This is a genomic window from Streptomyces sp. NPDC048521 (assembly GCF_043199855.1).
Taxonomy (GTDB): Bacteria; Actinomycetota; Actinomycetes; order Streptomycetales; family Streptomycetaceae; genus Streptomyces.
Window position 1 is genome coordinate 1 of record NZ_JBICWR010000019.1, and the last position, 14,475, is coordinate 14,475.

A 14,475-nucleotide genomic window follows, 5' to 3' on the forward strand; every position below is an offset into this window, starting at 1 on the left:
GAACTGCTCGTTCGACATGATCTGCAGGCCCGGCCGGGCCAGCTCGGCGCGCATGAGCAGCGCCATCACGCCACCGATCAGGAAGAACGCGAACGACGTCGCCAGATACAGCGTGCCGATCGTCTTGTGGTCGGTGGTCGTCAGCCACTTCACCACGACATTGCCGGGCTGCTTGCGCCGGACCGGCAGCTCGTCCGCGTACGAGCCTTCAGCCGCCGCGGCACCCTGGGGTTCGTTGAGGATGCTCACAGGATGTTCGACTCCCGGTTCTTCTCGTGGGGCGTCTGCTCGATGCCCGCGGGAATGTAACCGGTCTGCCCCTTCTTGACGAGGTCCTTGAGGTGCTGCTCGTAGCGCTCCGGGGAGACGACCTTCACGTTGAACAGCATCCGGGCGTGGTCGACGCCGCAGAGCTCGGCGCACTTGCCGAGGAAGGTGCCCTCCTTGTTGGGGGTCACCTGGAAGGCGTTGGGGTGGCCCGGGATGACGTCCTGCTTCATGAGGAACGGCACCACCCAGAAGGAGTGGATGACGTCACGCGAGGTCAGGACGAAGCGGACCGTCTTGCCCTTGGGGAGCCAGAGCGTGGGACCGGGGTTGCCCGTCTGCGGGTTCCGCGTGCCGGGCGTACCGACGTCGTAGACACCGCCGGCGTTCGCCGGGAAGTTCTTCTTGTACCGGTCCGGGACACCGGCCAGGTTCTTGTCGGTCTTGGCATCGCCGGTGGAACCCGGGACGTTCTCGATGTAGTTGAAGCCCCAGCTCCACTGGAAGCCGACCACGTTGACCGTGACATCGGGCTTCTTGGACATGTCGAGGAGCTTCGACTCGTCCCGGGCGGTGAAGTAGAAGAGCACCGAGATGATGATGATCGGGACCACCGTGTACAGGGCCTCGATCGGCATGTTGTACCGAGTCTGCGGAGGAACCTCGACCTTGGTGCGGCTGCGCCGGTGGAACATGGCGCTCCACAGGATCAGGCCCCACACCAGCACGCCGACGGCGAGCGCGGCAGCCCAGGAGCCCTGCCACAGGGAGAGGATCCGCGGAGCCTCTTCCGTGGTCGGGGTGGGCATGCCAAGGCGGGGGAAGTCCTTGTATGTGCAACCGGTTGCGGTCGCCAGGACCAGGCCCGCGGTCAGTGCCTGCAGCAGCTTCCGCCGCATCGGGCGCCGCGGCGAGCGGTCGGAGCCGTTGGGACTCACGTAGCGCCTTCCCGAGAGTCTCGCCCGCGCGGTCGGCTGCGGCCTTCTCGCTGGTCGGTCGCCGCCCTGCGTCGGGCAGGGGTTTGGATGTTTATGCGGACCAAACCCTAGCCGACGCCTTTCGGGGGTTCGCGGGGAGGGGGGCATACGCGCCGCCTGTCACTCCGAAGGGGTGGGATTGGGTGCCTAAAATCTTGGGTTGTCGCGGTTTGGGTTGCGCCTGCGGGTGCGTTGTGGCTGGTCGCGCCGTTCCCCGCGCCCTTCTTTCCGCACCGGCGTTCTACCGTTGAGCTGTGTCCTACTTCGACTCCGCCTGTGCCGCACCCCTCCATCCCGTAGCACGCCAGGCGCTTTTGGCCTCCCTGGACGAAGGGTGGGCGGACCCCGCCCGGCTCTACCGGGAGGGGCGCAGGGCCCGCATGCTGCTCGACGCCGCTCGGGAGGCGGCGGCCGAGGCGGTCGGCTGCCGGGCCGACGAGGTGGTGTTCACGCCCTCCGGGACGCGGGCCGTACACACGGGTGTCGCGGGGGCGTTGGCCGGGCGGCGACGGGTCGGACGCCACCTGATCGTGTCAGCGGTCGAACATTCCTCGGTACTCCATTCGGCGGAGGCCTTCGAGGCCGACGGCGGAGAGGTCACGAGGGTGGCCGTGAACCGGGCCGGAGCCGTCGACCCCCGGGCCTACGCCGCCGCGCTCCGGGCGGACACCGCGCTGGCCTGTCTGCAGTCGGCCAACCACGAGGTGGGGACCGTGCAGCCGGTGGCCGAGGTGGCCGAGGTGTGCCGGGCGGCCGGGGTGCCGTTGCTGGTGGACGCGGCGCAGTCGCTGGGGTGGGGGCCGGTCGAGGGTGACTGGTCGCTGCTGGCGGCGAGTGCGCACAAGTGGGGCGGGCCGTCGGGGGTGGGGCTGCTCGTCGTACGCAAGGGTGTGCGGTTCGCCGCCCAAGGCCCGCTGGACGAGCGGGAGTCGGGGCGGGCACCCGGGTTCGAGAACATCCCGGCGATCGTGGCGGCCGTGGCCTCCCTGCGCGCCGTGCGGGCCGAGGCGGCCCAGGAGGCGGTACGGCTGCGCGCGCTGACGGAGCGGATCCGGACGCGGGTGCCGCAGCTGGTGCCGGACGTGGAGGTGGTCGGCGACGCCGAACGGCGGCTGCCGGGGATCGTCACCTTCTCCTGTCTCTATGTCGACGGAGAGGCGCTGCTGCACGAGCTGGACCGGGCGGGCTTCTCCGTCTCGTCCGGCTCCTCCTGCACGAGCAGCACGCTGACGCCCAGCCATGTGCTGAAGGCGATGGGGGTGCTGAGCGAGGGCAACGTGCGCGTCTCGCTGCCGGCGGGGGTGGCGGAGGCGGACGTGGAGCGATTCCTCGAGGTGCTGCCGGATTCGGTGGCGGGGGTGCGCGAGAAGCTGGGAGCGCCCGCACCGGCGACAGCGGTACGGGCGCGGGAGCTGGTCGTCGACTCCCTCGGCAAGCGCTGCCCGATCCCGGTCATCGAGCTGGCCAAGGTGATCGGGGACGTGCCCGTGGGCGGCACGGTCCGGGTGCTGTCGGACGACGAGGCCGCCCGCCTGGACATCCCGGCGTGGTGCGAGATGCGGGGCCAGGACTACGTCGGTGAGGAACCGGCGGACCGGGGTACCGCGTACGTGGTCCGCCGGGTGAGCTGAACGGGGGGCCGGGGGCGGAGCCCCCGAAGGGGCGCGGGGCCGTGTCGACCCGCGGCTTCGCCGCGTGGACGCGACCAGCCCCCGCGCACCGCACGAGAGGGAGGAACCTCAACCGAGGTGGGCCCGCACCTCCTCCGCGGCCGACTCCCCGTACGCCTTGGTGAACCGCTCCATGAAGTGCGCCCGCCGCAGCTGGTACTCCTGCGTGCCGACCGTCTCGATGACCAGCGTGGCGAGCATGCAGCCGACCTGCGCGGCGCGCTCCAGGGAGACGCCCCAGGCGAGGCCGGACAGGAAACCCGCCCGGAAGGCGTCGCCGACGCCCGTCGGGTCGGCCTTGCGCTCCTCATCCGGGCAGCCGACCTCGATCGGGTCCTCGCCGACGCGCTCGATGCGCACGCCGCGCGAGCCGAGCGTGGTGACGCGATGGCCGACCTTGGACAGGATCTCCGCGTCGGTCCAGCCGGTCTTGGACTCGATGAGCCCCTTCTCGTACTCGTTCGAGAAGAGGTACGTCGCGCCGTCCAGCAGTATCCGGATCTCCTCGCCCTCCATGCGGGCGATCTGCTGGGAGAAGTCGGCGGCGAAGGGGATGTTCCGGGAGCGGCACTCCTCCGTGTGGCGGAGCATGGCCTCCGGGTCGTCGGCGCCGATCAGGACCAGGTCGAGGCCGTCCACGCGGTCGGCGACGGTCTTCAGCTCGATCTGGCGGGCCTCGCTCATCGCGCCGGTGTAGAACGAGCCGATCTGGTTGTGGTCGGCGTCGGTGGTGCACACGAAGCGGGCGGTGTGCAGCGTCTCGGAGATGCGGACCGACTCGGTGTCCACGCCGTGCCGGTCGAGCCAGGCCCGGTACTCGTCGAAGTCGAAGCCGGCGGCACCGACCAGGATCGGCTTGGTGCCGAGCTGGCCCATGCCGAAGGCGATGTTCGCGCCGACGCCGCCCCGGCGCACGTCCAGGTTGTCGACCAGGAAGGAGAGCGAGACCGTGTGCAGCTGGTCCGCGACGAACTGGTCGGCGAAGCGGCCGGGGAAGGTCATGAGGTGGTCGGTGGCGATGGAGCCGGTGACTGCGATGCGCACGTCGGCATTCTCCTGCGGGAGGCTGGGTTGACAGTTCACGCTACCCGTTCGCGCCCCGCCACTGAAGCTGGCAAAACTACCCGATAGTAGATCTTTCTTCGCGGGCCGGAGCATGCCTACGGTGCGGTCATGACGAACCTCAAGGTCCACTCCAGCGCCCCGGCCGACCTAGAGGGCGACCTCGCCGGCCTGCGCGGCGACTGCGCCCGGATGGCTCCGCACTGGGCGGTTCCCGAGCGCCCCGAGTCGCGGCCGGTGCCGCCGTCCCGCATCCACGGGGTGACCGTGCCGGCGCGGTCCGCGCGGCTGCTGGACGCGATGTCGGACTACGGCGACTGACGCGCGGGGCGTACCCCGGGGAACCGGGCGCTCCCCTCCCGCGTCCCATCGCCGTCCCCCTTGACGGGGAGTGCGGGCTACGACGCGGCGAGGAGCGATGCGGTGAACACCGAGGGGCCTGAGAACTCCGGTGACGCGGAGGTTCCGGAGACTTCCGGGGAGCATGCGGCGCAGGAGCCGCGGGCCGGCGACGGGGACGCGGGTGAGCGGTCCGCCCGGCGCCGCTCCCCGCTGGTCGTCGCCTGTGTCGCGGCCGCGGTGCTGCTGGTCGGCGGCGGTGGCGCGTACCTCGCCGCGAGCGGTGGCCCGGACGGTTCCGCGAGTCCGGGTACGTCCGGCGGTGGCGGCACTCCGCCGCCGCTGGCCCTGGACGGCTGGACGGGCATGAACGGCACCGCGTCCGGGGAGCCCGACCCCTACGGCGCGAGGTACGCGGCGCGGGGCGAGCTGCCCGAGGGGCCCGGTTCGGCGCCGGTGTACGGGCCGCGGGGCGAGGTGGGCAAGGACGCGGTGGCCCGGCTGGCGAAGGCGCTCGGGATGGACGGGGCGCCGGTGGCCGAGGGACGGATCTGGCGGGTCGGCGGCAAGGACGGTTCCGGGCCGAGCCTGCACGTGAACCGGGACGCGCCGGGCAGCTGGACCTACAGCCGGTACGCGCCGGGCACCGACAACTGCACGAAGGGGACCCTCTGCGTGCACGACCCGATGGGCCCCGCCGGCACCCCGGTGAGCGCCCGGAAGGCGACCGGGGTGGCGGCGCCGGTGCTGAAGGCGGCCGGGCTGGACGACGCGAAGACCGACGCGAGCCGGGTGCTGGGCGCCCAGCGGGTGGTCAACGCCGATCCGGTGGTGGGCGGGCTGCCAACGTACGGCTGGACGACCGGCCTGACCGTGGGCGCGAAGGGCGAACTGGTCGGCGGCCACGGACTGCTGGGCACGCCGGCGAAGGGCGACACGTACCCCGTGCTGGGCGCGCAGAAGACGCTCGCGCTGATGAACGGGGCGGCCAGGAGCGGCCACCGGATGGGGATCGGCGGCTGCGCCACCCCGGTGCCGGCGAAGGACCGGCTGGAGCAGCCGTGCGGTGCGTCCACCGGGGTGCCCAAGCGGACGGCGGACACGGTCACGGTCGAGAAGGCGGTGTTCGGGCTGGCCGCGCACTCGGTCGGCGGGCGGCAGGCGCTGGTGCCGTCCTGGCTGTTCGAGGTGCGGGGGCCGGCGGCGCGGGACACGTTCACGGTGACGTATCCGGCGGTCGACCCGGAGTACCTGACCGCGGCCCGGTCGGCACCTTCGACGGGGCCGTCCGCCGCTCAGGGGACCCGGGACGTGAAGGTGACCGGGTACACGGCCGACGGCCGGGAGCTGAGCGTGAGCTTCTTCGGCGGGGTGTGCGCCGACTACACGGCGTCGGCCAGGGAGAGCGGCGGCCGGGTGACGGTCACGGTCACCGAGAGGCCCTGGCCGGACAAGGTGTGCGTGCTGATCGCCAAGGAGTACGTGAAGACCGTACGGCTGGACGCGCCGCTGGACGGGCGGACGGTGGTCGGCGCCGACGGTGAGCGGATCGCGAAGTCCGAGCCGGGAGCACTGCGGCCGCAGGCCCGCTGACCGCACGGGACGGACGAAGGCGGCGGCCCCCGTGCGGGGGCCGCCGCCTTCTCGCGTCAGACCGTGACGCTCAGTGCGTCATGACCCGTCGGCTCAGCTGAAGGAGTCGCCGCAGGCGCAGGAGCCGGTCGCGTTCGGGTTGTCGATCGTGAAGCCCTGCTTCTCGATCGTGTCCACGAAGTCGATGGTCGCGCCGCCCAGGTACGGAGCGCTCATGCGGTCGGTGACGACCTTGACCCCGCCGAAGTCCTTCTCCACGTCACCGTCGAGCGAGCGCTCGTCGAAGAAGAGCTGGTAACGCAGGCCGGAGCAGCCGCCGGGCTGGACGGCGACGCGCAGGGCGAGGTCGTCACGGCCTTCCTGGTCGAGCAGGGCCTTGACCTTGGACGCGGCGGCGTCGGTCAGGACGATGCCGTCGGTGACGGTGGTGGTCTCGTCCGATACGGACATCTACATCTCTCCCGGGTTGTACGGAGACTGCTTGCCGACGAGTGCAACCGGCGCTTCCGCGGATTCATTCCGGGCCGGGCATTCGCGTGGTCGCGTTTTCACTTCTTTCTTCATGCTCGCACACGCCCGGCGGCAGACACAGTGGCGCGGACGGGAGCCGGGCGGGATTCACGTCACATCGACGCTATGGCCATCGTCAAAGTGACGTGAAGCAGTTATGATAGATAGCGTCAGTTAGACGAAAAGTAGAAAGGGTGCGTGCCGTGACCACCGCCCAGACCCCGGAACTCGACGTACAGCCGACTCCGCTCGCCCTGCTCCTGCTCGGCCGCGAGGCCGACCCGAAGAGCGAGCGGGGCGTCGAGTGCCCCGGTGACCTGCCGTCGCCGTCCGACCCCGACCTGGTCGAGCGCGCCCGCGCGGCCAAGGAGAAGCTCGGCGACAAGGTCTTCGTGCTCGGCCACCACTACCAGCGTGACGAGGTCATCCAGTTCGCCGACGTCACCGGCGACTCCTTCAAGCTGGCCCGGGACGCGGCCGCGCGCCCGGACGCCGAGTACATCGTCTTCTGCGGTGTGCACTTCATGGCCGAGTCGGCGGACATCCTGACGTCCGACGACCAGAAGGTCGTCCTCCCCGACCTCGCCGCCGGCTGCTCCATGGCCGACATGGCGACGGCCGAGCAGGTCGCCGAGTGCTGGGACGTGCTGACCGAGGCCGGAATAGCCGAGCAGGTCGTGCCGGTCTCCTACATGAACTCCTCCGCCGACATCAAGGCCTTCACCGGCAAGCACGGCGGCACCATCTGCACCTCGTCGAACGCCGAGCGCGCCCTCGACTGGGCCTTCGAGCAGGGCGAGAAGGTCCTGTTCCTGCCGGACCAGCACCTGGGCCGCAACACCGCCGTCCGCGACATGGGCATGTCCCTGGACGACTGCGTGGTCTACAACCCGCACAAGCCGAACGGCGGGCTGACCGCCGAGCAGCTGCGCGCCGCGAAGATGATCCTCTGGCGCGGCCACTGCTCGGTCCACGGCCGCTTCGGCCTCGACTCGGTGAACGACGTGCGCGAGCGGATCCCCGGCGTGAACGTCCTCGTCCACCCCGAGTGCAAGCACGAGGTCGTCGCCGCGGCGGACTACGTCGGTTCGACCGAGTACATCATCAAGACCCTCGAGGCGGCCCCGGCCGGTTCCAAGTGGGCCATCGGCACCGAGCTGAACCTGGTCCGCCGGCTGGCGAACCGTTTCGCGCCCGAGGGCAAGGAGATCGTCTTCCTCGACAAGACGGTCTGCTTCTGCTCGACCATGAACCGCATCGACCTGCCCCACCTGGTCTGGGCCCTGGAGTCCCTGGCCGAGGGCAACCTGGTCAACCGCATCGAGGTCGACAAGGAGACGGAGGCCTTCGCCAAGCTGGCGCTGGAGCGGATGCTGGCACTGCCGTAGCCCGGCGGTGTGACGCGCGAAGGGGGCCGCACCCGGTGGTGCGGCCCCCTTCGCGTGCGGCTACACCTGAGCCGGCTCCGGGTCCTGCGAGACGTCCGTCGCCTTGGCCTCCCGCTTGGCCTCCCCCTTCGCCGCCCGCTTCTTCGCCCGGCGCTCCTTGCGCAGCTCCAGCATCGCGTACAGCGTCGGGACCAGCAGCAGCGTCAGCAGGGTGGACGTGATCAGACCGCCGATGACGACCACCGCCAGCGGCTGGGCGATGAAGCCGCCCTCGCCGGTGACGCCCAGGGCCATCGGGAGCAGGGCGAAGATCGTCGCCAGGGCCGTCATCAGGATCGGGCGCAGACGGTGTCGGCCGCCCTCGACCACGGCCTCCACGACGCCGTAGCCCTGCCTGCGGTACTGGTTGATCAGGTCGATCAGCACGATCGCGTTGGTCACCACGATGCCGATGAGCATCAGCATGCCGATCATCGCCGGGACGCCCATCGGGGTGCCGGTGGCGACCAGCAGGCCGATCGCGCCGGTCGCCGCGAACGGGACGGAGACCAGCAGGATCAGCGGCTGGGCGAGCGAGCGGAACGTCGCGACCAGGAGCATGAAGACGATCGCGATCGCCGCCAGCATCGCCAGGGCCAGGTTCTTGAACGCGTCGTCCTGGTCGGAGGAGACGCCGCCGATCTCGGCCTCGGCGCCCGCGGGCAGGTCGAGGGCCTTGATCCTCGACTGGAGCCTGGCGCTGACCGCGCCCGTGTCGTCGCCGGTCGGCTTGGCCGTGACGGTCGCGGCCCGCAGGCCGTCGATCCGGGTCAGCGACACCGGGCCGTCCACCAGCTTCACCGTGGCGATGTCACCCAGCTTCACCGGGCCGAGGCGCAGGTTCTTCAGCTGGGCCGACGTGGTCGCGGGCTTCGCCGACCGCACGACGACATCGCGCTCGGTGTCGTCGAGGATCGCCTTGGCCGCCGTCGTGCCGCGCACGGCCTGGGTGACCGCGGCGCCCAGCTTCTGGTCGTCGAACCCGGCCGCGGCGGCCTCGGCGTCGGCCCTGACCGAGATCCGGGGCACGCTCTGGGCCAGGTCGCTGGTGACGTCGGTGACGTGGTCGAGGCCGGCCACGGTCGAGCGGACCTGCTCGGCCGCCGTCCGCAGCACCTGCGGGTCGGAGGCCTTCACGACGACGCTCAGGTCCTGGCTGCCGAAGCCGTCACCGGCCGAGACGGTGGTCGTGCCGATGCCCTTCAGCTTCTTCAGGCCGTCCTCGAGGTGCGTCCGGACGTCGTCGTAGGACGCGGAGTCCTTCAGCATCACCTGGTACGACGCCTGGTTGGAGTCCGTGCCGCCGCCGAAGGCCGCCATGAAGCCGGAGGAGCCGACGGTGACCTGGTAGTCCTTGACGCCCTCGGTGGAGGCGAGCAGCTTCTCGACCCGCCGGGCCTGCGCGTCGGTGGCCGCGAGGCTGGTGCCGGGCTTCAGCTCCTGCTTGACGGTGAGGACTTCCTGCTCGCCCTGTTCGAAGAAGTTCGTCTTCAGCAGTCCGGACATGCCGAAGGTGAGGACGAGGACCACGACCGCGATCAGCACGCTGGTGAGCCGGCGGCGCGTCGCGAACCGCAGGACGGGGACGTAGGCGCGCTGCAGGCGGCTGCTGGCCTCCTTCTCCTCGGCCTTGCGGCGGGCCTGCTCGGCGTCCTCGGGCGTGTCCTTGGGGGCGCGCAGGAACCAGTACGACAGGACCGGGACGACCGTCAGCGAGACGAGCAGGGAGGCCAGCAGGGCGGCCGTCACCGTGATGCTGAACGAGCCGAACAGGGCGCCCACCATGCCGCCGACCAGGCCGATCGGCAGGAACACGGCGACCGTGGTGAGGGTGGAGGAGGTGACCGCGCCGGCCACCTCGCGCACGGCGCCCAGGATCGCCTCCTGGCGCTCCTCGCCGTAGCCGAGGTGCCGCTTGATGTTCTCCAGGACCACGATCGAGTCGTCGACGACCCGGCCGATGGCGATGGTCAGCGCGCCGAGCGTGAGCATGTTCAGCGACAGGCCGCGCGTCCACAGCACGATCAGCGCGAGGACGACGGACAGCGGGATGGACACCGCGGTGACCAGCGTGGAGCGGACCGACGCGAGGAAGACCAGGATGATCAGGACGGCGAAGAGCAGGCCGAGCGCGCCCTCCGTGGTCAGCCCCTTGATGGACTTGGACACCGCCGGGCCCTGGTCGCTGACGACCGTGAGCTTCGCCCCGGCGCCGAGGTCCCGCCGCAGGCCGGGCAGCTTGTCCTCGACCGCGTTCGAGATGGCGACCGCGCTGCCGTCGTGGTCCATCGTCACGTTGACCGCGAGGCTGGGGCGGCCGTCGGTGCGGGTGAGGGAGTCGGCCGGGGCCGGCTGCTCCTCGACGGTGGCCACGGCCCCGAGCCGTACGGGCTTCCTGGCGCCCTCGCCGGTGACCATCAGGTCCCGGATCTGCTTCAGCGAGGTGAAGCCGCCGCCGACCTGGACGGTGCGGTTGGCGCCGTCCTCGTCGAAGGAGCCGGCCGGGACGGTGGCGCCGCCGGCCTGGAGGGCCTGGCCGAGGGCCGCGGAGGTGAGACCGGCCCGCGCGAGCTTCGCGTCGTCCGGGGTGACGGTGACCTGGAGGTCACGGACGCCGGTGACCTGCACGCGGCCGACGCCGTCGATGTCCTTCAGGGCCGGGACGACCGTCTTGTCGAGCTGGTCGGCGAGGGCCTGCTGGTCCTTGTCGGAGGTGACGGCGAGCACCACGGTCGGCATGTCGTCGGTGGAGCCGGAGACGACCTGCGGGTCGACGTCGTCCGGGAGCTGGTTGCGGGCCCGGTTGACGGCCTGCTGGACGTCGGAGACGAGCCGCTCGGTGTCGTTGCCGTAGTCGAAGGACGCCATGATCACGGCGTTGCCCTCGCTCGCGGTGGAGGTGACACCGGTGACGCCGTCGACCGCCTGGAGGTTGTCCTCGATGGGCTCGACGACCTGCTTCTCCACCACGTCGGGGGAGGCGCCCTGGTACGGCGCGATCACCGACACCATGGGCAGTTCGATGGTGGGCAGCAGCTGCTGCTTGATCTGGGGTATCGCGATCAGCCCGAAGGCGAGCGCGACGAGCGACATGAGGCCGATGAGGGCCCGTTGCGCGAGGCTGAACCTGGACAGCCAGGACATGGGGCGGGATCTCTCTTCTGTGAGCGGCAGAAGCGCTTCCGGGAACGGGGGAAGCGACGACGGGACGCACAGGTGAGCGCCCACCCCCACACCCTGAGCCATCACGGAGGGCCGATCCGTAGGCCCCAGGTCCAGTTCCTTACCCGGCACCTACTCCGCGCGCAGTACGCGCGGGTGCAGATCAGTCCGTCCTCGGACGGACCAGCCCGGACTCGTACGCGATCACGACGAGCTGGGCCCGGTCGCGGGCGCCGAGCTTGGCCATGGCCCGGTTGACGTGCGTCTTCACGGTCAGCGGGCTGACCTCCAGGCGCTCGGCGATCTCGTCGTTGGAGTGGCCGCCGGCGACCTGCACGAGCACCTCCCGCTCCCGGCCGGTGAGCGTGTCCAGGCGCTCGGAGCGGGCGGGGTCGCGGCCGTCGTCGCCCTGGGCGAGGAAGCGGGCGATCAGTCCCTTGGTGGCCGTCGGGGAGAGCAGCGCCTCCCCGCCCGCGGCGACCCGGATGGCGTTGAGCAGTTCCTCCGGCTCACTGCCCTTGCCGAGGAAGCCGGAGGCGCCCGCGCGCAGGGACTGGACGACGTAGTCGTCCACCTCGAAGGTGGTCAGGATGACCACGCGCACGTGCGCGAGCGAGGGGTCGGCGCTGATCAGACGGGTGGCGGCGAGGCCGTCGGTGCCGGGCATCCGGATGTCCATGAGGACCACGTCGGCGGCCTGCTCCTTGGCCAGCCGGACCGCTTCGGCGCCGTCCGACGCCTCCCCCACCACCTCCATGTCGGGCTCGGAGTCGACCAGCACCCGGAACGCGCTGCGCAGCAGTGCCTGGTCGTCGGCGAGCAGGACACGGATCGTCATACGGGCTCCCCCGGGGCCGTCGTGCGGGCACCCGTACGGGTGCCGGTACGGGTCTCGACCGGCAGGATCGCATGGACGCGGAAGCCGCCGCCGTAGCGGGGTCCGGTGGTCAGGGTGCCGCCGAGGGCGGTGACCCGCTCGCGCATGCCGAGCAGCCCGTGCCCGCCGCCGGCCTCGGGCACCGCCGCCTCGCCGGCGCCGTCGTCGAGGACGGTGACCTCCACGTTCGGTCCGACGCGTACGACGCTGACCTCGGCCCTGGCCGTGGGGCCCGCGTGCTTCTGCACGTTCGTCAGGGCCTCCTGGGCGATCCGGTAGGCGGCCAGGTCGACGGCGGCCGGCAGTTCGGTGCCCTGGTCGGCACGGGCCACCTCCACCGGGAGGCCCGCGCTGCGGAAGGTGCTGGCCAGCTCCTCCAGGCGGCTGAGGCCGGGGGCGGGTTCCGTCGGCGCCTCGGGGTCCCCGGACTGACGGAGCAGCCCGACGGTGGCGCGCAGCTCGTTCAGGGCGCTGCGGCTGGCCTCACGGACGTGGGCGAGCGCCTCCTTGGCCTGGTCGGGCCGCCTGTCCATGACGTGCGCGGCGACCCCCGCCTGCACGTTGACCAGCGCGATGTGATGCGCCACGACGTCGTGCAGGTCACGGGCGATGCGCAGCCGCTCCTCGGCGACCCGGCGGCGGGCCTCCTCCTCGCGGGTGCGTTCGGCACGCTCGGCGCGTTCCCGGATGGCCTGCACGACCGCGCGGCGGCTGCGCACGGCGTCCCCGGCGGTGGCGCCGATGCCGGTCCAGGCGAGCACGCCGAGGTTCTCCTGCGCGTACCAGGGCAGGGGGCCGCCGAGCATGGCGGCCGCGGTCAGCACGGTCATGGTGAGCAGGCCGACCCGCCAGGTGGTGGTGCGGTCGGTTGTCGAGGCGACGGTGTAGAGCGCGATGACGGCGGACATCGCGACCGGGGCGCGCGGGTCGCCGGTGACGCACTCGATCAGGGAGAGCGTGCCGGCGACGGCGAGGACGGTCTTCGGGGCGCGGCGGCGGAAGACGAGCGCTGCCGCGCCGAGGAGCATGAGGAGGAGGCTGAGCGGGTCGGGGGTGTGGACGCCCCAGGTGACGCCGTGGCCGTCCTTCGGCACGACGAAGGAGCCGGCGACCATGCACACCAGGACGCCCGCCGCGACGGCCGCGTCCAGCGCGAGGGGGTGGGCCTTCAGGCTGCACCGGGCACGTTCGAGAGTGCTCACGGAAGGAACAGTACGGGGGGCGGCGGCACAGGTCCGCTGTCCGGCCGCCCGCAGTGGGGACGACGGCCTCAGCCGGGGAGCAACCCGTCGTCGCTCAGCAGCTCCCGGACCTCCTCGAGCGTCGCGTCGGGCGACGGGAGGATCAGCTCGGAGGGTTCCAGCGCGTCGTCCGGCAGCGGGGTGCCGAGCCGGCGGACCGCGTCCAGGAGGGCGGTGAGTGTGCGCCGGAAGCCGTCCCCGTCGCCGCTCTCCACCTCCGCCAGCAGCTCGTCGTCCAGCTTGTTCAGCTCAGGGAAGTGGGAGTCGTCCAGCCTCACCTGGCCCTCCCCCATGATCCGTACGATCACGTCGGCCCTCCTCGGCTCGGGCCCCGGCTCCGGGCTACTGCTTGTCGAAGCGCGGGGTGTCCTGCGGCTGCTGCTGGGACTGCCCCTGGCCGGTGCCGCCCTCGATCGCCTGCTGCGGGGAGCCTCCGGCCAGCTCGGCCTTCATGCGCTGCAGTTCCAGCTCTACATCCGTACCACCGGAGAGCCGGTCCAGCTCGGCCTGGATGTCGTCCTTCGCCATGCCGGACTGGTCGTCCAGGGCGCCGGAGGCGAGCAGTTCGTCGATGGCGCCCGCCCGGGCCTGGAGCTGGGCGGTCTTGTCCTCGGCGCGCTGGATGGCCATACCGACGTCGCCCATCTCCTCGGAGATGCCGGAGAAGGCCTCGCCGATGCGGGTCTGGGCCTGGGCGGCGGTGTACGTCGCCTTGATGGTCTCCTTCTTCGTACGGAAGGCGTCCACCTTGGCCTGCAGGCGCTGGGCCGCCAGGGTGAGCTTCTCCTCCTCGCCCTGGAGGGTCGCGTGCTGGGTCTCGAGGTCCGTCACCTGCTGCTGGAGGGCGGCGCGGCGGGACAGCGCCTCGCGGGCCAGGTCCTCACGGCCCAGCGCGAGCGCCTTGCGTCCCTGGTCCTCCAGCTTGGTGGACTGCTGCTGCAACTGGTTGAGCTGGAGTTCCAGGCGCTTGCGGGAGGTCGCCACGTCGGCGACGCCGCGACGCACCTTCTGCAGCAGCTCGAGCTGTTTCTGGTACGAGTAGTCGAGGGTCTCGCGCGGGTCCTCGGCCCGGTCAAGGGCCTTGTTCGCCTTCGCGCGGAAGATCATCCCCATACGCTTCATGACACCGCTCATGGGCTTCGCGCGCCCCCTTCTGACGGACTCCAGCTCACCGATCCTGCGACAGAACCCACAGTACGGGCCCTGCCTCCATTACCGCACTGTTCGGGGAGTGATGCGCTCATCCCCAAGGACGACTGCGGACCGCACCGCTCCGGCGTAGGGAGTAGGTGATCCCCACCGGGAAACCCGCCGGCAACCCCGCCGTGCCTCCGCGTGCCTCCCTCATGC

The 14,475-nt window shown here is 71.4% G+C and carries 12 protein-coding genes and 1 pseudogene; 4 read left to right on the top strand and 9 right to left on the bottom strand.

Features of this window, described 5'->3' with window-relative positions; genetic code table 11:
- Positions 1-249: pseudogene (locus ACGFRF_RS33265) on the bottom strand (cytochrome ubiquinol oxidase subunit I); the annotation flags it as partial.
- Positions 246-1,205, bottom strand: coding sequence for a cytochrome c oxidase subunit II (gene coxB, locus ACGFRF_RS33270; RefSeq protein WP_393746376.1), 960 nt, complete (start codon positions 1,203-1,205; stop codon positions 246-248). The pseudogene ACGFRF_RS33265 and the gene coxB, both read right to left, overlap by 4 nt.
- Positions 1,206-1,498: 293 nt before the next feature.
- On the opposite strand from coxB, the gene ACGFRF_RS33275 reads away from it, so the two are divergent.
- On the top strand, positions 1,499-2,875 hold the full coding sequence (locus tag ACGFRF_RS33275) for a cysteine desulfurase/sulfurtransferase TusA family protein (protein ID WP_393746378.1): 1,377 nt from the start codon (positions 1,499-1,501) through the stop codon (positions 2,873-2,875).
- Between the two features lie 108 nt (positions 2,876-2,983).
- Here the strand turns inward: ACGFRF_RS33275 and ACGFRF_RS33280 are convergent, their stop codons facing one another.
- Positions 2,984-3,958, bottom strand: a complete 975-nt coding sequence (locus ACGFRF_RS33280) for a carbohydrate kinase family protein (RefSeq protein WP_393746380.1) — start codon at positions 3,956-3,958, stop codon at positions 2,984-2,986.
- Between the two features lie 129 nt (positions 3,959-4,087).
- On the opposite strand from ACGFRF_RS33280, the gene ACGFRF_RS33285 reads away from it, so the two are divergent.
- Positions 4,088-4,297 carry a hypothetical protein gene (locus ACGFRF_RS33285; protein WP_393746381.1) on the top strand — a complete coding sequence of 70 codons (210 nt, stop codon included), beginning with the start codon at positions 4,088-4,090 and terminating at the stop codon, positions 4,295-4,297.
- 102 nt (positions 4,298-4,399) lie between these two features.
- Positions 4,400-5,908: a hypothetical protein gene (locus ACGFRF_RS33290; RefSeq protein WP_393746383.1), complete on the top strand. Its 1,509-nt coding sequence runs from the start codon at positions 4,400-4,402 to the stop codon at positions 5,906-5,908.
- Positions 5,909-6,001: 93 nt separating this feature from the next.
- Here ACGFRF_RS33290 and ACGFRF_RS33295 read toward each other — a convergent pair whose 3' ends face one another.
- Entirely contained in the window at positions 6,002-6,358 is a 357-nt protein-coding gene (locus ACGFRF_RS33295; RefSeq protein WP_111002424.1) for an iron-sulfur cluster assembly accessory protein, read from the bottom strand.
- Positions 6,359-6,621: 263 nt separating this feature from the next.
- Between ACGFRF_RS33295 and nadA the strand changes: the two genes are divergently transcribed.
- Complete coding sequence (gene nadA / locus ACGFRF_RS33300) at positions 6,622-7,806, top strand: quinolinate synthase NadA (protein WP_393746385.1); 1,185 nt, start codon at positions 6,622-6,624, stop codon at positions 7,804-7,806.
- Between the two features lie 60 nt (positions 7,807-7,866).
- On the opposite strand, the gene ACGFRF_RS33305 is transcribed toward nadA, so the two are convergent.
- The 5 genes from ACGFRF_RS33305 to ACGFRF_RS33325 all read right to left on the bottom strand — a co-directional run bounded on the left by ACGFRF_RS33305 (position 7,867) and on the right by ACGFRF_RS33325 (position 14,259).
- A complete protein-coding gene (locus tag ACGFRF_RS33305; protein WP_393746387.1) occupies positions 7,867-10,989 on the bottom strand; it encodes an efflux RND transporter permease subunit in 3,123 nt (1,040 codons plus the stop codon).
- A 181-nt stretch (positions 10,990-11,170) separates the two neighbouring features.
- Positions 11,171-11,845 (bottom strand): response regulator, encoded by a 675-nt coding sequence (locus tag ACGFRF_RS33310; protein WP_393746389.1) that lies wholly within the window; start codon positions 11,843-11,845, stop codon positions 11,171-11,173.
- Positions 11,842-13,086 carry a sensor histidine kinase gene (locus ACGFRF_RS33315; protein WP_393746391.1) on the bottom strand — a complete coding sequence of 415 codons (1,245 nt, stop codon included), beginning with the start codon at positions 13,084-13,086 and terminating at the stop codon, positions 11,842-11,844. Before ACGFRF_RS33315 ends, ACGFRF_RS33310 begins: the two co-directional genes overlap by 4 nt.
- A 68-nt stretch (positions 13,087-13,154) precedes the next feature.
- Complete coding sequence (locus ACGFRF_RS33320; protein ID WP_393746393.1) at positions 13,155-13,433, bottom strand: hypothetical protein; 279 nt, start codon at positions 13,431-13,433, stop codon at positions 13,155-13,157.
- A 34-nt stretch (positions 13,434-13,467) separates the two neighbouring features.
- Positions 13,468-14,259, bottom strand: coding sequence for a PspA/IM30 family protein (locus ACGFRF_RS33325; protein WP_393746395.1), 792 nt, complete (start codon positions 14,257-14,259; stop codon positions 13,468-13,470).
- Between the last annotated feature and the right edge of the window lie 216 nt (positions 14,260-14,475).